The sequence below is a fragment of the Terriglobia bacterium genome, from assembly GCA_032252755.1.
GTDB lineage: Bacteria > Acidobacteriota > Terriglobia > Terriglobales > Acidobacteriaceae > JAVUPY01.
This window is the reverse complement of sequence record JAVUPY010000028.1, coordinates 15,077-33,294: the sequence shown is the minus strand read 5'-3', so window position 1 is coordinate 33,294 and position 18,218 is coordinate 15,077. Positions and strand designations below refer to the sequence as shown.

Annotated in this window: 18 protein-coding genes; 9 read left to right on the top strand and 9 right to left on the bottom strand. The window is 56.0% G+C overall.

Going from position 1 to position 18,218, the window contains the following annotated elements:
• Positions 1-1,746 (bottom strand): ATP-binding protein (locus tag ROO76_06985; GenBank protein ID MDT8067898.1); only part of this gene is annotated, 1,746 nt, incomplete at its 3' end.
• A 106-nt stretch (positions 1,747-1,852) separates the two neighbouring features.
• Between ROO76_06985 and ROO76_06980 the strand changes: the two genes are divergently transcribed.
• The gene (locus tag ROO76_06980) at positions 1,853-2,737 is read left to right on the top strand and encodes a response regulator (protein MDT8067897.1); all 885 of its coding nucleotides are present in this window, start codon (positions 1,853-1,855) and stop codon (positions 2,735-2,737) included.
• Positions 2,738-2,862: 125 nt separating this feature from the next.
• Here the strand turns inward: ROO76_06980 and ROO76_06975 are convergent, their stop codons facing one another.
• The 5 genes from ROO76_06975 to acsA form a co-directional block, all read right to left on the bottom strand.
• A complete protein-coding gene (locus ROO76_06975) occupies positions 2,863-3,504 on the bottom strand; it encodes an elongation factor P (GenBank protein MDT8067896.1) in 642 nt (213 codons plus the stop codon).
• 20 nt (positions 3,505-3,524) lie between these two features.
• Positions 3,525-3,707 (bottom strand): hypothetical protein, encoded by a 183-nt coding sequence (locus tag ROO76_06970; GenBank protein MDT8067895.1) that lies wholly within the window; start codon positions 3,705-3,707, stop codon positions 3,525-3,527.
• An 85-nt stretch (positions 3,708-3,792) separates the two neighbouring features.
• Complete coding sequence (gene kbl / locus ROO76_06965; GenBank protein MDT8067894.1) at positions 3,793-5,040, bottom strand: glycine C-acetyltransferase; 1,248 nt, start codon at positions 5,038-5,040, stop codon at positions 3,793-3,795.
• Between the two features lie 36 nt (positions 5,041-5,076).
• On the bottom strand, positions 5,077-5,343 hold the full coding sequence (locus tag ROO76_06960; protein ID MDT8067893.1) for an acyl carrier protein: 267 nt from the start codon (positions 5,341-5,343) through the stop codon (positions 5,077-5,079).
• Between the two features lie 34 nt (positions 5,344-5,377).
• Positions 5,378-7,078, bottom strand: coding sequence for an acetate--CoA ligase (acsA, locus tag ROO76_06955; protein MDT8067892.1), 1,701 nt, complete (start codon positions 7,076-7,078; stop codon positions 5,378-5,380).
• A 1,222-nt stretch (positions 7,079-8,300) separates the two neighbouring features.
• On the opposite strand from acsA, the gene ROO76_06950 reads away from it, so the two are divergent.
• From ROO76_06950 to ROO76_06915, 8 genes are all read left to right on the top strand, one after another.
• Positions 8,301-9,815 (top strand): hypothetical protein, encoded by a 1,515-nt coding sequence (locus tag ROO76_06950; protein ID MDT8067891.1) that lies wholly within the window; start codon positions 8,301-8,303, stop codon positions 9,813-9,815.
• Between the two features lie 2 nt (positions 9,816-9,817).
• Positions 9,818-10,525 carry a hypothetical protein gene (locus ROO76_06945; protein MDT8067890.1) on the top strand — a complete coding sequence of 236 codons (708 nt, stop codon included), beginning with the start codon at positions 9,818-9,820 and terminating at the stop codon, positions 10,523-10,525.
• A 116-nt stretch (positions 10,526-10,641) separates the two neighbouring features.
• Positions 10,642-11,367: a response regulator transcription factor gene (locus ROO76_06940; protein MDT8067889.1), complete on the top strand. Its 726-nt coding sequence runs from the start codon at positions 10,642-10,644 to the stop codon at positions 11,365-11,367.
• Between the two features lie 8 nt (positions 11,368-11,375).
• Complete coding sequence (locus tag ROO76_06935) at positions 11,376-13,148, top strand: ATP-binding protein (GenBank protein ID MDT8067888.1); 1,773 nt, start codon at positions 11,376-11,378, stop codon at positions 13,146-13,148.
• A gap of 213 nt (positions 13,149-13,361) precedes the next feature.
• Positions 13,362-14,387 (top strand): hypothetical protein, encoded by a 1,026-nt coding sequence (locus ROO76_06930; GenBank protein MDT8067887.1) that lies wholly within the window; start codon positions 13,362-13,364, stop codon positions 14,385-14,387.
• Positions 14,384-14,689 carry a hypothetical protein gene (locus ROO76_06925; protein MDT8067886.1) on the top strand — a complete coding sequence of 102 codons (306 nt, stop codon included), beginning with the start codon at positions 14,384-14,386 and terminating at the stop codon, positions 14,687-14,689. The genes ROO76_06930 and ROO76_06925 overlap by 4 nt, the downstream gene beginning before the upstream one ends.
• Before the next feature lie 19 nt (positions 14,690-14,708).
• Positions 14,709-15,065: a cupredoxin domain-containing protein gene (locus tag ROO76_06920; protein ID MDT8067885.1), complete on the top strand. Its 357-nt coding sequence runs from the start codon at positions 14,709-14,711 to the stop codon at positions 15,063-15,065.
• 2 nt (positions 15,066-15,067) lie between these two features.
• Positions 15,068-15,571 carry a c-type cytochrome gene (locus ROO76_06915; protein ID MDT8067884.1) on the top strand — a complete coding sequence of 168 codons (504 nt, stop codon included), beginning with the start codon at positions 15,068-15,070 and terminating at the stop codon, positions 15,569-15,571.
• A 20-nt stretch (positions 15,572-15,591) separates the two neighbouring features.
• On the opposite strand, the gene ROO76_06910 is transcribed toward ROO76_06915, so the two are convergent.
• Genes ROO76_06910 through ROO76_06900 form a run of 3 tightly spaced genes read right to left on the bottom strand, consistent with a single transcriptional unit; the run spans position 15,592 to position 18,147 of the window.
• Positions 15,592-16,782 carry a nucleotidyltransferase family protein gene (locus ROO76_06910; protein MDT8067883.1) on the bottom strand — a complete coding sequence of 397 codons (1,191 nt, stop codon included), beginning with the start codon at positions 16,780-16,782 and terminating at the stop codon, positions 15,592-15,594.
• Positions 16,779-17,189: a hypothetical protein gene (locus tag ROO76_06905; protein MDT8067882.1), complete on the bottom strand. Its 411-nt coding sequence runs from the start codon at positions 17,187-17,189 to the stop codon at positions 16,779-16,781. The genes ROO76_06910 and ROO76_06905 overlap by 4 nt, the downstream gene beginning before the upstream one ends.
• On the bottom strand, positions 17,158-18,147 hold the full coding sequence (locus ROO76_06900) for a hypothetical protein (protein ID MDT8067881.1): 990 nt from the start codon (positions 18,145-18,147) through the stop codon (positions 17,158-17,160). The genes ROO76_06905 and ROO76_06900 overlap by 32 nt, the downstream gene beginning before the upstream one ends.
• Between the last annotated feature and the right edge of the window lie 71 nt (positions 18,148-18,218).

The window sequence follows — 18,218 nt, the reverse complement described above, 5'->3', positions numbered from 1 at the left end:
CTCAGCCACCAGGATGCGCGCTCCCCGAAATGCGGCTTCGATGTCCCGGTTCAACACCCCCTCCGCGCCGAAAGATCCGCTGCGAGTCTTCCTTTGCGACTCCTTGGCTGCCGAGAAATGAACCGAGAACCGGAAAGTGCTGCCCAGCCCCGGAAAGCTCTCAACCGTCAGGTCCCCCCCCATCATCTGCACCAGCCGCTTGCTGATCGTGAGTCCAAGCCCGCTGCCGCCATACTTGCGCGTCGTGGAGTCGTCGGCTTGCGTGAAGGGCCTGAAGATGCGCTCAATCTGGTCCCCCGTCATTCCAATGCCCGTGTCCTTGACTGAGAATTCAAGATCCACGCCATTCGAATCGCTTTGCTTCTGCGCTACAAACACATCCACCGATCCGGTCATCGTAAATTTGACGCCGTTGCTGGCCAGGTTGGTAAGAATTTGCTCCAGGCGCAGCGCATCTCCATGCAGCCTTTGCGGCAGCTGTGCGGCTCGCGAAATCCTGAACAAGAGCCCTTTGGAACGCGCCAGCTCGCCCATGATCGTATCCAGGTTCACCAACACCGACTCGAGCGAAAAATCCGCGGCCTCAAGCTGCAGGCCACCGCTTTCAATCTTCGACACATCAAGTATCTGGTTCACCAGCCGCATCAGATTCTGCGCCGCGAGCGCGGTCTTCTGCACAAACTCCCGCTGCTTCTCCCCCAGGTCCGACTGCAGGCATAGCCACGACAATCCGATGATCGCGTTCAGCGGCGTGCGAATCTCGTGGCTCATGTTGGCCAGGAACTCGCTCTTTGCCTTCGTCGCTTCTTCCGCAATCTGCTTGGCGGACTCCAACTCGCGGGCGTAGATTCGCAACGCCGCTTCGGCGTCGGTGCGTTCGATGAACTGGCCAACCTGGCTTCCGATTGATGACAAAAGCGCGAGCAGCTTAGTGTCAGGCTGGCGGATCTGATCGCTGAAGAACTCGAGAACAGCCAATACCTCGCCGCCCAACAGAACCGGGAAGGCAAAGGCACTATGCAAGCCTTCTTTCAAACCGACCTGGGCGCGAGGGAAGTTTGCATCCTTGGTCACATCTTCGATCCAATGCGCGTCTGCATTCGCCCAGACTCGTCCTGGGAGGCCAAGTCCCCGCTCGAAGGTAACAGCACGGGTTGCCGCCGAGAACTCAGTGACGTTTGCCGTGGGCATATGCCAAGTTTCGACGCACCGCAATACGCCCTTGCTCCTATCAAGTTGCCACAAGCTCCCTGTGGCCCATTCCAGGGTCTCGCAGATCTTCTGCAGGATTTTCGGTGCGGCTTCTGCCAGCGATGACGCTTCCGCCAACACCCTGGTGACGGCATACTGCGCCACCAGCAGATCCTGGTCGCGTTTCAATTCGGTTACGTCGCGGCCGGTCGCATAGAAAAATCGGCCGTCGGCGGGCGCCGCAGCAGTCCAGACAATCCATCGGTAGGAACCGTCTTTGGCGCGACAACGGTTCCGAAAGCGCATCGTCCTATATCCCTGAAAAACCTTCGTCGCCTCGGCAATCGTCGCCTCCCGATCCTCCGGATGGACGACGTTGATCCAGGGCTGCGTGAGCAGCTCCTCTTTTGTGTAACCGAGCGAGTCTGTCCAGGCCTGGTTAATCCGCGTGAAGTAACCGTCGGTGCCCGCCACACAAATGAGGTCGAGCGCGAGGTCGAGCAATTCTGGCTCTTGATTTTCGGGTCCGGGGGGTTTGATGGGTGACGCAGACATACGTTCTCCGAGGCTGAGCAGTCTACCCCTAAGTTCCTATTTGACGCTACCGGTGCAAGGACATACTATTCTGCGATTCCAGTCGCAATGATCGGGAGGTCCGTTTATGTCCGGGGGAACTCCGGCAGGAAAGAAAGTCCTCATCGCGGATGATGACGCCGCGACTCGTCACGGCATAGCGAAACTCCTGGGGAACGCTGGATTCGAGGTTTCACAAGCGGCCGATGGCTTTGCCGCGCTAAACGCGATGCAGGAAAATCCGTACGACCTCGTATTCCTGGACATCTGGATGCCGCAGCTCTCGGGCCTTGAAGTACTGGCGCGCATCCGTGCCGGTAGCTACCATCCGAAAGTTATCGTGATGACCTCCGACGACACCTCGGAGACTCTGCTGCGCGCCGTCAAAGAACAAGCCTACGATTACCTGAGCAAGCCGTTTCCGCCACGCGATGCCGTGGAAGCCGCGCAACGCGCTCTTTCCGACAACCAGGAACCGGCGATAGAAGTTCTGTCTGCGCGACCGCACTGGGTCGAACTCCTCATCCCGTGCACCCGCGAAGCGGCTGAGCGTATTCAGACCTTCATTATGAAATTGGAGGCTGATCTTCCCGGCGACGAGCGCGAGACAATCGCCTCGTGCTTCCGCGAACTCCTGCTCAACGCCGTCGAGTGGGGCGGTCAACTCGATCCCAACCGCAAGGTACGCATCGCCGCCGTCCGCTCGCCGCGAATGCTAATGTTCCGCATTGCCGACCCCGGACCCGGCTTCTCCTTCGAGGGACTCACCCATGCTGCCGTTGGGCAGCCCGAATCGGAACCTGTCGCCCACATGTCGGTTCGTGAGGAGCGAGGTATTCGCCCCGGAGGATTCGGCATCCTCATGATCAAGGCTTCCGCGGATGAACTCCTCTATAACGAGGCGCAGAATGAAGTTCTGTTCGTGAAGTATCTGGACACGGCACAATCCATGTCTGCCAAGAAAGCCAGCTAACCGCTCCTGCACCCAGCGTTTCGTCGGCTCAGAATTGTCGAGAAAGCTTCCTTGAGCGCCGCCGCAGTGGTTACGCGGTAAGATCCAATTCAACGCATAAGGGAACATTGTGGCCGCATTCGCGATCAGGCACCTCTTTTGTGCTCCGTTCGAACCCTTTCGACATATCGGCCGGTCCTGAGATCAATCCTGACTATCTCTTCCGGACCTATAAACAAAGGAACCTGGATGGAAAGGCCATTCTCCAGGATTGCTTCTTTTCTGCTCGAATCCTGCTGCGAACGCGCGGGAGGTGAAGTACTTGCGACACGACATTCGATCAGATCCGGCAAGACGATATCGATTGGCTCTCCCTCAAAGAACTCGACGGGGAATTCCATTCCGGGTTGGAGAAATTTTTCGGCTGCACCAATGGTGGTCGATGGAAGTTCAACTTGCTCGAAATTGTCCAGACGCTGGAATGTGCAGACCTGGCCGTCGCTATAGAGAAACTCCATCCGGTGCCGCTCAAATTCCAAATCTTCCAACCGCTCCTGTGGGCGAAAGTTCTGTTCCCACAGTCGGCCACTCTTCACATTCCTTACCTTGGTCCGAACCAAGCCCCCCATCTTGGCGGCGCCGGCCTTGGCTTCGACCTCTAAGACTTTGAACGGCTGACCATCAATCCGAAGTGCCATCCCTACCCGCAGATCAGATGCTATGACCATAACCCCCCTCAGGAGCGCTTGAATGGTACAAACCTGCGCTCCTCGCAGCAGACTGATCAACGCTGTTACCCGAGGCGCGGTCACTCCTCATAGCACGGCCCGCCTTCATGGCCCGTTCTCTGGTGTGACGTAATAGTTTGCGAGAGCCGGGCGTATGCCTGCTCCAGCTTCTTACGTTCTTGCTCGCTCAGGTACGGTTTCTCAAGTTCTGTAATGATGTCGTCCAGCTGTCCTTCGAGTTTTTCCAGCTCGGCGCAGATCATTTTCGACCTCCATCGCCGCGTCGTGCACGGCGCAACTCCCTGTAACCGAGGCCGAGTCCCTGAAGCATGGCAAACAGCTGTTGGTTCAGGCTCCAACTCTGGCGAGGAGTTCTTTCTTGCCCATGCCAAGAATTCCGTGCTTCTCGCCAATTTTCTTGAACGCCTCGATCGCGGTGTCGAGATGATGTTTTTCGTGAGCCGCGGATAATTGCGTACGGATGCGCGCCTGTCCCTTCGCTACTACCGGGAAGAAGAAGCCCACAGCGTAGATTCCCTCGTAAAAGAGATCTCGGGCGAAATCCTGCGCGAGCTTGGCGTCATAAAGCATGACTGGAACGATTGGGCTCTCCCCCTCTTTTAGATCGAAGCCAGCATCTTTCAGCAACCCGCGCCAATACCTGGCGTTCCATTCCAGCTTGTCGCGTCGTTCTGTGCTCGTCGAGATTAACTCCAGCACCTTCAGAGCACCTGCGACAATGACGGGTGCTACCGCATTCGAAAACAGGTATGGCCGGGCTCGCTGCCGGCACATCTCTACCAGTTCTTTCCGTCCGCTGACACATCCACCCGAAGCACCGCCCAGCGCCTTGCCAAGGGTCGTGGTGATGACGTCGATTTTTCCCAGCACTCCGCAGTGTTCATGGGTGCCGCGGCCCGTGCGACCGATGAATCCCGTTGCATGGGAATCGTCGACAAACACCATGGCGTTATACTTCTCCGCCAGCGACACGATTTCAGCAAGTTTGGCGAGATCGCCGTCCATCGAAAACACACCATCCGTGATGACCATCCGGCGGCGCTTGTCCTGGTGCTCCTGGAGTTTCTCTTCCAGGTGATTCATGTCGGAATGCTTGTACGTGTCTTGCATCGCCTTGCACAGGCGCATGCCGTCGACAATGGACGCATGCACGAGTCGATCGGCGATCATTACGTCCTGATCGTTCAGGCACGCTTCGAAGAACCCGGCATTGGCGTCCATGCAGGAAGGGAACAGTAGCGTGTCCTCGGTACCGAGGAAGTCCGTCAACCGATTCTCCAACTGCCGGTGAATGTCCTGGGTCCCGCAGATGAAGCGAACCGAGGACATACCGTAACCTCGACTATCCAGGCCAGCGTGGGCGGCGGCTACTACCGCTGGATGACTCGACAGTCCCAGGTAATTATTTGCGCAGATGTTGATGCACTTGCGCACTGCGGATCCTGCCGGGAATTCGACTTCAATCTCAGAGAACTGCGGCGAATGAATGTACCGTTCTTCCTTGAAGAGACCCGCGGCTTTGATCCCTTCCAATTCCGCCTCGTATGTATTGCGTACGTAATCATTGAAAGCCATGGTGTTCCCTCCGAAGGTCGTGGACCATGGAACTCACTACGCCTCGACTTTCTGTGCTTGCTGAAAACGCCTGACCAGCGTGGCTATGCTCGAAACCGTATCGAAAGCGTCCGGAGTAGCCTCCTCGTCAGGAATTCGAATCGAGTACTTTTTCTCCAAGAATCTCTTCAGCGATACCATCGAAAAAGAATCGACGATTCCGCTGCTGATGATCGGCGTCGTCTCCGTGATCACCCTCTCGTCGCCTTCTTCCAGATATTCCTTAACCACGTAGTCGTGAATCACTGCTTTAAGTTCGTCCATGAGGACCTCTCTTTCCCTCAAATACGTGTGCTGCCTACTCCTCCATCACGGTCGAGAGATCCCCGACCGGTTCGTTGAACTCTTTGCACCGCAAAATCCGGCGCACAATTTTCCCGCTGCGAGTTTTCGGCAAGGACTCGACAAATTCGATCTCCTGCGGCATTGCCAGCGGCGACAGTCGCTTCCGGATGTGGTTCATAATGGCTAGTTCGAGGTCGTCGGACGGCCTGAATCCCCGTTTGAGCGTGACAAACGCCTTCACCACCTCCATGTTTACCGGATCGGGTTTCGCCACGGCAGCGGATTCGGCGACGGAAGGATGTTCCAACAACGCCGATTCGATTTCGAATGGACCAATGAGGTGACCGCCCGTGTTGATTACGTCATCATCGCGTCCCATGAACCAGAAATAACCGTCGCTATCGATCGACGCCCGGTCGCCGCAGAGATACCAGCCATTTTTGAATTTCGCCTTGTATCCGGCTTCGTTCTTCCAATAGCCGCGAATCTGTGAGGGCCAACCCGGACGCAATGCAATCAGACCCGCGATGCCCGTTTCCTGGATCGGTTCAAAAGTTTTGGTGTTGAGAACCGTCGCGGTGATTCCAGGGAATGGCTTGCCCATCGACCCAGGCTTGATAGGCATCCCCGGCAGGTTTGTAATGACGATGCAGCCTGTCTCCGTCTGCCAGAAGGTATCGTGAAACGGTTTTCCGAAAACCTCCTGCGACCAGATCACTGCTTCTGCGTTCAGTGGCTCTCCGACGCTTGCCAGGTGCCGCAGGCTGGACAGATCGTGTTTCTTTACGACGTCGGCACCTTCTTTCATCAGCAAGCGAATGGCTGTCGGTGCCGAATACCAGACAGTCACCCGCTGTCTTTCCATGAAGTCGTACCACTTGTCAGCGTTGAACCCCGCATCGAGAACTACCTGAGTCATGCCATTCGACCACGGACCGATTATTCCGTAGGATGTGCCTGTCACCCATCCCGGGTCCGCGTTGCACCAGTAAATGTCATCGGGACGGAGATCAAGGGCGAGCTTCGACGTCAGATACTGAGAGATGATGGAATAGTGGACGTGCTGGGCCCCTTTCGGCTGTCCGGTAGTGCCGGAGGTGTAATGAAGTACCGACGGGCTTTCGGCAGTCGTTCGATATACCTTGAAATCTTCTACTGCCGGCAGATCGTCCATCGCAAGCGAGCTTTCACCCTGTTGGAGTGAAGAGTCCTCCGTGTCCACCACAATGATTCGCTTCAGGAAAGGAAGCTTCTGCCGGTTTTTCCGAACTTTGTGAAGATGCTTTTTCTGAGTGATGATCGTTTCGGTGCCAGCGTCCTCAAGACGCACGAAAAGAGACTCGTCACCGAAGGCAGAGAATAACGGTTGAGCGATGGCACCTGTCTTGAGAATCCCCAGGAAGCCGATATATAGCTCCGGAACGCGATCCATGAACAGGCACACACGTTCGCGCGGTTGCACGCCCAGTTCTCTCAGAAAGTTTGCAATTACATTCGAGCGAACGCGCAGATCGTCATAGGTGTAGCGTTTCTGTCTGCCCTGGTAGTCCTGCCAGATCAGGGCCGGTTTATTTCCCAATCCCAGTCCACAGAGCCGATCGCTGCACATCCACCCGATGTTGATCGGCTCACCGGGCCTGTAACCCAGTTCGCGTTCGGCCTGGGACCACTCACTCTGCGTAAGGACTTCTTCATCTTTCAGAAGGTCGCGCATAAGTCGCTCATTCCGGCGCCACCGGAAGAGCTTACGACTCAAGCACAACGATGGCGCCACTCAGTCGCGCGTTTGTTGTGACCGCGACTGATGCACGGTGCACACCCAGTCTTTGAGAAAGTAACTGGCTCTGCCCGCACAACCTCACTGTCAAATTCCCCTGTTCGTTCGGGAGAACTTCAACGTCGTGAAAATGCGAGAGATTGGTGTTTTCGATTCCGAGCGCTTTTAACGTCGCTTCTTTGACCGCGAAGAAGGTGGCAAATAGGAGGGCCGGTTTTTTTGAATGAGTACAGAAATGAATCTCGCCAGAACTGAAGACACCTTGCTCCGGTTCCCACTCTGCGCGAGATAGCTCTCGCTCAACCCTGCAGTTCTCCACAACGTCGATGCCCGATCCGATGATCAAATTGCACGACCTTTCAGTACTCAATCGTGCGAAGAACGATACGTGTATCCGGACTTCTGTCCCCGGGATCGGCCTGGGAAAGACGTAAAAATCGCAGGTTCATTATCCCCCGGAAGGCAACTGTTGGGCAGGATAATTTTCAATCGGACTGGTGGCTGAATACGTGTATTGTCACGGAGTTCGCCATCGTCCGGGCGGGCGCTCCTTCTACGGTCCCGGCGCTCGAGAAGCACCCGCATTCTTTGTTGCCGAATTCACCCGAGCGGAGCGACAATTCGCAGAGGGCACTCCTTTTGTCGTCAGCGACCGTCAAGGGCGGCGTAGCGCTTGGCGAAGTGTTCGGTTCCGCTCTTCTTGGGGAATCAACGGCTTTTCGCATAATTGGCGCTCGGCGAAATAGCGTAAGTCTTTGTGCTCCCCCTGAGAACCGCAGGTTCCTTTTTCGCAGGGCTGTCTCCAAGTAATCGGACGTAGTTTCGTAGCTTCTCAACTACCTGTGCATGGTAGAGGTCAGGTGTGCCCTCATCCTGACCGAAGGTAAGGGGGTGAGACGAACTACATGTATCCATTTCAGACACCCGCGACTTTTCGAACCGGTACATTTAATCACAGACGACGTCTGGTGAGTGAAGTGCTCCACAGCGGTGCACACGCCGATATCGTGGAGTCGCTCACTCACGCATTAATGCCTTGCGGAGCGTAGGTGCACCTGTGGGGTTCAGGGAAAAATTACGCGCCGCATGAGCGGGGAGGTGCATCCATTCAGAAAAGTCTTCCGCAACATGCCGGGTTCTTGCGACGAAAGAGGGCATCATGTGCTTCCAACGAATCGTCAGGCAGTCGGCCTGGGTCGTAGTTTTCTTTGTCTGTTCGGATCTCGCGATCGCTCAGCAAGCGGCGAACGGAGACGGCACGAAGGAAGGGGAAACCGTACGGGGTTTGCAGGAGCAGTTACAAATGACTCAGCGCCAACTTGCGGAAGCGCAAGATAAGCTGCAGCAACTGAGCGCGGTGGTTGAGCAACTGCAGCACCAGGTGAATGAAATTAGCGCGCGACACGCGGGGAGTGCCGTGGCCGAGAACTCCGGCGTCCAGCAAGAATCGCGCCCGGCGAAGATTACGGAAGACGAGTGGCAATTGCTGAATGCCCAAGTGCAGGAGCAACAGCAGACGAAGGTCGGGAGTGCCTCGAAATTCCGGCTGAAACTCTCAGGCATGCTTTTGCTGAATGTCTTTGGGAATTCGGGAGTTGTTGATGAAATCGACTTACCGCGGGTCGCGTACGAGCAACCGCCAGCGGCATCGGATGGCTCGTTCGGGGCATCGTTGCGACAGTCGATTTTCTCCCTGACGGGGTATGGGCCAGACATCGGAGGTGCTCACACCTCGGCAGATCTCCAGGTCGACTTTTTCGGCGGCATTCCGGAGAGCTATTCCGGGTACAGCAGCGGCATAGCCCGCCTGCGCGTGGCTCGAATGCGAATGGATTGGGAACACACGTCCATAAGCGGCGGCCTTGATTACTTGTTCTTCTCTCCGAATTCTCCCACCAGCTATGCGACTGTAGCCGAGCCTGCGCTGGCCTCGGCTGGAAATCTCTGGACATGGACGCCGACTCTGCGGGTCGAACAGAGGGTAAACCTCGCGAATGTCCTGTGGAAGTTCGAGGGCGGCATCCTCGACTACTCGGGATATACCGGCTACTACTCCGACAGTCGGTATGCCACACCGGGGGAGAGTTCGAAACAGCCCGCTTATGCTGTTCGTATTTCCGGAAACGGGTATAACGAAGACCATCCAGTTTCCTTCGGAATCGCAGGGGTGATTACGCCACAGCGCTATCCCGGGGGAAACTCCGTCACCGGCTGGGGCGGACTGTTCGATTGGAAGACCCCTTTGGCGCCTCACTTTGAGCTTTCGGGTGAATTCTTTGCGGGCAAGGGATTGGGCGGATTCGGTGGCCTTGGCTTACCAAGAGTGCAGAATAACGGCTATACGTATCTGGCCACGACGGCACCTGCCTTGGCCAGGTTGAGGTCAGTGGGAGGATGGTCCCAGCTGAAGTATCGAGTCAATGAGCGCAGCGAATTCAATGTTGCGGCGGGATATGGCGGGTTCGATTCGCTGGGGTTGCGGAATGCCGCTGCCTTCGATCCGAATCTGGAGGCCATAGCGGCAAAGAATGAATCATTACTGGTGAATTACGTTCTTAAACCGCGGTCTGACCTGGTGTTTTCGCTCGAATATCGGCACCTGAAGACGACTCAGGCTGCGGACGAACCATACTCGGCGAATCACATGGGTGCTTCTGCCGGATTCATTTTTTAAACATGAAGACTTTCCTTCACTTCGGGTTAGCTGTTCTGATCAGTGCCAATGCGCTGGCGCAGCGTCCAAAGGTCGGCCACAGCCTGGAACTGGAGGTGAAGCTTGCGTACGCTGGCCGCCAGCGGGCTCCCAAGGACATGAGCAAGTCCGTAGCATGGCTGGTACCTGTCAGTTCGAGTTTCAGGGCCGCAACAGCCTCAGACAAGCACTTCAGAATGGCGCAGAAGGACAAGCAATTTGTGCCGAACTTGCTAGTGGTGCCGCTTGGCAGTTACGTCGATTTTCCAAATCTCGACCCGTGGTTTCACAACGTGTTCTCGCTTTACCAGGGAAAGCGGTTTGATCTAGGCCTGTACCAGGCAGGCGGAGAGAAATCGGTACAGTTCGACAAATCGGGTGTTTCTTACCTGTTTTGCAACATTCACCCCCAGATGAGCGCCGTGATCATCGCAGTAAGATCTTGGTGGTACGGAACATCGGACAGCTCTGGGCGGATTAGGATTGCAGACATTCCACCCGGCAAATATGAATTGCACGTTTGGCACGAGGGGGCTACCCAAAAAGCTCTTCAGTCTGCCCAAGATACGCTTGAGATAGCGGGCAATCGAACGCTGAGCCCAGTCATTCTTACCGTGGAAGCGGAATCGCGCCGGCACAAGAATAAATACGGCAAAGACTACGATCCCGATGCGCTTAAGCCGGATTACTGAGGGGAAGCTGATTGTCGCAATCTTGTAACGACGCGGTCAAAGTTTTCCTTCCCCTTCCAATATCCATAGCGGCTGGTTGAACATAGGGGAATTCAGAAGAATTTCAGGGGGATCTCATGGAAACCGTCTTAGTAGTCGAGGATAGCCGGGCCATGCAGCGCACACTCCAACGCTTGTTCCTGGCTGACGCTCTTGATGTGCAAATCGCTTCCGACGGTGTCGCTGGGTTGGAGGCATTTCGGCGTCAAGCGCCATCGGTCGTGGTGCTCGATCTCAAACTCCCCGGGATCTCGGGAAAAGAACTCTGCCGCGAATTCAAGAACCTGAACAGTTCCGTCCCGATCGTGGTGCTTAGCGCCAATTCCGAAGTCGAAGACAAGGTTCTGCTGCTCGAACTGGGAGCCGACGACTATGTGACCAAACCTTTCAGTCCACGCGAACTACTTGCGCGTGTGCGGAGAGCAATGCGGCGAGGCTCCGAAACACCCGCGAACGCGCAACCGGGAAAGGCACGCGAAACGTTCTCTTTCGGTGATGTACGAATCGACTTCACAAGCATGGAAGTTATGCGGGCTGGGCGCCCGGTTACGATGACGGCGCAGGAGTTCAAGGTGGTCCGCTTCTTCTCAAAGTCGCCGGGGCGAGTCATATCGAGGGACGAACTGCTGAATGAGGTTTGGGGATATCAGAACTATCCTTCGACTCGAACGGTAGATAACCACATCCTTCGTTTGCGTCACAAACTAGAACCGGATCCGGCTAACCCGCGGTATTTTCTGACGCTGCATGGGTTAGGGTACAAATTCGTTCCCAACGGAGTGGCTTCTCCATTGCAAGATTGAGCGTTGCCATGGTGAGTAAGGTCATGATGCACCTGCGTCTCCGAACACAAGTATTGATTGCGACGCTGCTGCTGATTGCCGCGCTCACCACCGGAGTCCTGCTGATCGTCCGCTACACCGTTCGTGCACAAGTAGAGCAACAGGTTCAGGACGGAATCGCCGCCTCCATCACAGCATTTAAGAGCGTGCAACGACAGCGCGAAGCGCAACTCTCGCGTTCTGCTGCATTGCTTGCCGAGTTGCCAACCCTGAAGGCCCTGATGACGACAGACGCACCGACTATCCAGGATGGAGCGGCCCCCTTCTTTCGGCTCTCGCTCAGTGACCTGATGGTGCTCTCTGATAACCAGGGTAAAGTTATGGCTCTGCATGTGTCGCGACCGGGATGGTCAAGGGCGGCTTCCGAGCGGCACTTGGAGGCGGCCCTCCGAGATGATGCGTCAGCGAGTTGGTGGTATGACAATGGGCTCCTGTACTGGGTGTTCATTCGACCGATTACTGCCGGATCGGGTCCAAACGAAAAACAACTTGGCCTGATCGCTTCGGGATACCAGGTCGACGACAGTTTTGCTGATCAGCTCGCACGTGGTGCGGGCGGCCAGATTGCTCTTGCGACGAATGGGAATGTTATTGCGAGTACTCTCTCGGCGGAAGAACAGCAGGCTTTGCAGGTGCACCTCAGGTTAGCGAAAACTTCGGACATTGGTAGCGAAGAAATAAGACTCGGGAACGCGCAGTACGAGATGGCGTCTGTCCTGGTTCAGGAGAGCTTGCCCACGCCGGTGCGATGCTATGTCCTGCTTCCACTTGCCACATCAAACGCATTCCTGCAACACCTCAACCGGACCATCTTCGCGCTTGGCGCCGCCGCAATCCTGTTTGCGGCGATCGTCTTTTCGCTTATCTCACGCGCCGTAACTCGTCCTCTGGATAATCTGGTCGCGGGAGTTCGCGCACTAGCTGCAGGTGACTACGCTTATTCGATCAAGCCCGAGGGCAGCACTGAGATCGCTGAACTTGGCAACGCTTTTGCAAATATGAGAACGCAGCTGCTGGAATCGCAGAAGCATCGTATTCAGGCCGAGCGGATCGCGGCGCTTGGCCGCACTGCTAGTTCCATTTCTCACGATCTGCGCCATTACCTGTCGGCCGTTGTTGCCAATGCTGAGTTCCTTTATGAAGCCGGCGCAAATTCGGCGGATCGCGAGGAGATATACCAGGAGATCAAGACGGCATCCGACCAGATGACCGACCTTATTGATTCTCTGCGCGAACTCTCGCGCGAGGACGGCACGATAACGCCAGTTTTTGGGCAGCTAGATGACGTCGTCCGGCGTGCAGTAGACGCCGTAAATGCTAGACAGGAATTCCGAGCCTGTACGATTTATATACGACCTGAAGGAGACATGGAGGGATCCTTCGACCCTCGCAAACTCGAACGCGTTTTCTTTAACCTTGCACTGAATGCTTGTGAAGCGACGGTGGGGCAAAGGGGCGACATCCTCTTCGAGATTAAGGGAGACAAGACTCACTTTGATATCCGGGTGACGGATAACGGTCACGGCATACCTGCAGCCGTCCGGCAGACCCTCTTCGATCCTTTCGTCAGTTCAGGAAAGGTGAACGGCACAGGTCTTGGGCTGGCAATCGTCAACAAGATTGTGCACGACCATGGCGGAGAAGTGCGAGTAGAGAAGACGTCAGAAGCAGGAACCGTCATTCATGTTCACTTGCCCCGGTTTGTGCCCCTCCAGTCGGAAGCGCAATGCGCCCTCGCGTGACCTTCGGTCCAAAGCTGCGAACTGTACACCACATTACAAATATTGATCCGAGTTGCAAACTCGACGGGAATTGTTCACCGCGCGGTTACGTTTTGGTGACAACTGCACCGAAGTTACACGTTAAGTTCGTTTCCATCGCACGACGGCAGAGTCGAGGAACTCGAAAACCCGGCTCGGATTCCGATCACGACTCTGCCGTTTCCGATACCGCGAATGAAACAAATTCTCCAAACCGTATTTTTCCTGCTGACGCTTGGTGTTGGAATGACGCTCGCACAGTCGGGCGTGCCGATCATTTCCGGTGGAGCCGGGCTTATCAGCACGACGGATGGCGGGCAGAATTTCTTTCAGCCAGTGATCGCACCAGTCGTCGTGGCGCCTCTTAGTTCCCGTCTTCTACTGGAGTCGCGCTTCGATTTGCGTGAGTTCATTGCTAAAGACGTAAATGGCAACTACGATGCGACCGGTTTCACCGCAGTCGACTATCTGCAACTCGACTTCCGTGTAGCGCCACGCCTTACCGTCTCCGTCGGCCGCTTTCTCAGTCCCTTCAACATGTACTCCGAACGCGTGAGCGCGGTCTGGATCCACAATTTCCAGGAAGCGCCGCTGATTTTTCCGATAGGCACGCGCACCGCGGGTTCCAATGACGGCGTCATGTTGCGCGGTGCCGCGATTTCCACGCCTGATTGGCAACTTAATTACACCGCCTACTACTCCGCGAATAGCTCGGTTGACAAGTTCGAGTCCGGGCGCGCCGCGGGTGGCCGCGCCGGACTGTTCATTACGAAACCGCGGCTGGAGATCGGCGCTTCATACCAGCGGTTTCTGCAGGATCAACATTACAACGCTACTGGCGCATATCTATCCTGGCAGCCGCCTCAAGTCCCAGTCGAGGTCCGCTCTGAGTATGCGCATTCTCCCGCTGGCCTCGGTTACTGGGTCGAGGGTGCATTTCGATTCGTCAACGCCCCGGTGAACTCCTCGTTAATCGCGCGACTGGAACCCGTTCTGCGGATCCAGCAGTTCTGGCGTAGTTCGTTCCTGCCACAAGACCTGCTCCCCCGCGGCGATGCGCGCCAAGCGGACGTCGGGGTGAACTATTACTTGCCGCGAAATGTGCGTGTAAATGCTAGTTACGGACGTTTTCTGAACTCGATCGGTGCTGATCGTAACGACTGGAATATCGCGGTGAGCTACCGGTTCCTGTTTCCAGTTTTCCCGGGACAATCCAAATGAAGAATAGATCTACGTCAGTTTTCACACTAGCACTTGCCGCCTTGCTCGGCACTGCACTTGCGGTGCAGCCGTCGGCCGGTTCCGCACCACAAGCGTCAGCGAGGCGCGATTCCGCGAAAGGCAGAAATCAAGGCGGCATCGCCGGTGCTGAGCTATTCGCCATCCACTGCGGCCGCTGTCATCAGCCGCCAGATGATCTCTCGCCGCGGGTTATTCCGGCAGTGCTAGCGCACATGCGGACTCGCGCCATGCTTAGCCACCACGATGAACAGGAACTTCTTAAGTTCCTCGCAGCGCAATAAATCAGGCCAAGGAGACTCTGTGAAGGTTGCCGAAGCAATTCTTTTGTTTCTTATTGGGATCGTCAGCACGGGCGCAGTTGCGCGAACTTCTCAACCTGCTACTGAGCGCATCGAAATCGTTGCAAAACGCTATGCCTATGAACCTGCCGAGATCACCGTTCACAAAGGGCAACCGGTCACGCTGGAACTTACCAGCGCGGACGTTACGCATGGGCTCGCCGTGAAGGAACTCGGCATCAAGACAGAGATCAAGAAGGGAAAAACTGCGGAGGTGACGTTTACACCGGAAACCGCGGGTACTTTCATTGGTAAGTGCTCGCACTTCTGCGGCATGGGCCACGGCCGGATGAAATTTAAGATTCATGTAATTGAATAATTATGCGTTCTCTCAACCTACTGTTACCGCTCGCGTTCGCTGTGATGCTCGCGGGCTGCAAGGCCACACCGCCGGGGAAAGTGGAAACCTCGGTCATGACGCGCGCCAAGAAGTGGTTCGTTGGAAATCGCAAGGCTAAGAACCCGTTCCCGGCGACCGCAGAAAACATCGCACAGGGCCGTGAGAATTTCTCATATTACTGCGCCGCCTGCCACGGGCTGGATGGCCAGAACACCGGCGTCCCATTCGCGGAGCACATGTCGCCGCCTGTCCCAAAACTGAACTCGCCTTCTGTGCAAGGTTATTCGGACGGCCAATTGAAGTGGATCATCGACAACGGAATCTTTCCTTCTGGCATGCCAGCGTCGAAGGGGGTTCTTAATAATGACGAGATCTGGTCCATTGTGGTCTATATCCGCCACTTGCCCAATGCCGGAAGTCTGGGTGAGCCTGCTATGTACAGTGGCGAGACCTGTCAGAAGGACGAACGTCCGGCCGGGAATTAGCTCTTCCTCGGTGTTTCAGTCTAGTTGTGCGCCGACCATTTCAGTGACTGCCACACATAGTCCATGTGTCTGCGGACCCGCTCCATCAGGAATCGCGGTCCCGTGTGTCCCGATGCTTGCAGCTTCCTGATTGCCTTCCGATAGCGAGCGGCGCGATAACTCCACCAAGTTAATGTCGAATCGGCGAACTCGCGCTGTAGCAGTAGACCCGTTTTGCTGGCATGCGCGAAGTCGCTGAGCATCCACAAGTCCGCATGTTCCCTGATCCACGACATTTGCCGAACCGGGAGAGGCTGAATCCAAGTTTCCTGGATGATCGCGGGAAACTTTGTTCCAAACGCATTTGTGACGAGTACGCAAACAACGCCGCAGGCCCTGCGAGCGTTATCGTCATAGAGCAACGAATCCGTCGTATGCCACAGCTCATCGTTGTTCTCAAATCGCTCGACGAATCGCGCAATTTCGTAAAGCCATGCCACTCTTGCCCAGGAAGAGGTGTGACGGAACACATGCAGAACCTGTGTAAGGAATCGGTGTGGCAGGTGGAGGGCAGGGAAGCGCACCCCAGCAATCTCTCGCCATTCGATGTGTTCTGCCCAGTCGCGGCCCACTTCGAGCGAAACGCCGCAATGCGCCTGGTAAAAATCAGTGTGAACCTCAATGTGCTGGTGACGCGGAGGGTCGTAGATGAAGTCCTGTGGGGACGGCATGTGTTCGGACCGAAGGGCGAAACAAATTTCTCCTGAACCTTCGCCTGCTTCCAGTTTGTATCCAAGCGATCCAAGGCACTCGGTTGCCGGAGCAAGCGCCGTTGATGAGATCAGCAGGTCAATATCCGATTGATGTCGCAACCAGGGTTCGGGACAGAACTCAGGACGTAATGTGAATCCCTTCACAACCGCATATTCGATTCCGACGGATTGCAGGGCAGTATTCACCCGCTCAAACTCACGGAGCAGGACCGAAGTTCGGCGTCGGTTCGCTTCCGTCCGCTGGTACAGCGCTTGGCGAAGATCTACATCGATTTGCTGGAAGAGTTCATGTTCTGCCAACCGTTGGACCAAGTAGATCGCCATTCCGCTCTCGTCGAGCCAACGTAGTAGCTGAGTGCGTTCAATACTCGTGGTAATCCTCAGAAACTCACCGAGATCGGGCTTCGGTTTAAAGCACGCCAGCACGGCGCGTCGTTGCTGAATCACATCGGCTGTCATTGCATTCCCGCCATTACGGCCATGAGCGCGGGGACGATTACGGCGGACCATGAGCCGTCCAGGAGCTCGGCAGCGACGAACCCGATTATTTCCCGGTTCTCGCGATCAACTGTGATGAGGCAGCCGCGACCGAAGCTGAGGAAGACTGTGTCGCTTGTTTCTGTTGAGATCCCCTCGCCTGACTCCGGCGGGAGTTCGGAGTCGCAAAGGATCGTACATTTCATCTTGCTGGTGCCGCCATCACACACGACCGCAGTGTTTCCGAGCGCCGTAGCGAGCCGCGGTTCATTCGTTATGAAATGCAAATGCCAATCGGCGCTACGAAGGCAGAGTTCGTTCGGCAAGTGTACGAAGCGCCGTAACAAATCGGGCGGGCTAGATAGCTGAAGCACTGGCGCGTTCGACATGGTAGATGTCCTCAAAAAACTGTCGTAGAATCCTCGCGCCTTCGCGCGGAGGTCCGGCATATTGAAAGTGCCAACAATCCCGATCGGTAACGGAATGAATGATGTGCTTACGGCGTTCGGCAGCGTGGGCAAACTCCGGGGGCAACGGTTCCGCGCTGTGTTCGAAGAACTCCCTCGCCACGGTGCGTTCCAGCGGGGCAATTCTGCTTTGTCCATCGGACCGCTCCAAGAAAACGATGCACTCGGGCGCGCAGCGCTCTGCGACCTCTATGCGCAGCTTCCCCGCATCTATCTCGAAGGCCAGTTCTCCGTTGAGAGAAAGCCGCGGCTCCTCCGTTCGCAGCTCATCGAAATATTGCGCAGCATCGGGCATTAGTTTCAGCGGCACTCCCAAGCCGTGAGCGGTCACATACCCGTCCGCTTCGGCGGCATAGATCCAGTCATCAGAAACCAGCGCCATATCTTCCGTCGCTAAGGCCGTCGCTAATGTCGACTTGCCAGCACCGGAGACTCCTGCAAGCAGCAATCCGTGGCCGTTTATCTCGAGGCAGGCGCTGTGCATCGGTGAAAGTCCGAGCATCGGTCCCAGAACTCCCATCGCGATAGGAATCAGGACTGTGGTCCAAAATGCAACGTCCTGTGCGGTTTCATCCGATACCGCAGCGAAGACGCGACGCTCTCGCAGATCGAAAACGAACGACTCAACACTGTGGAAGGTTGCGAACACGTATCGTCCGCGCCCACGGAATTGAGGAAGAGCCGAATGTCTTCGTAGTCCGCGGTCGACCAGTACGGCGACTTCGAACTCGTGTTCGAGTGTGGGTTCTTTGGGCGTACTCCATTTCCCCAAGGAAGAAACTACTTTGGCGGAGTTCGTGCGTACTACTGATCTGCATCCTGCAACGACCAGTTGTGCACGGATCGGAAGCGCGTCGTTGTCGAGTGAGAACCGTCGCATCCTCTGCAATGTATCGCGAAACTGGTGGTACTAACCGTCGCCGCGAACAAATGACAGCGGAGATACATTGC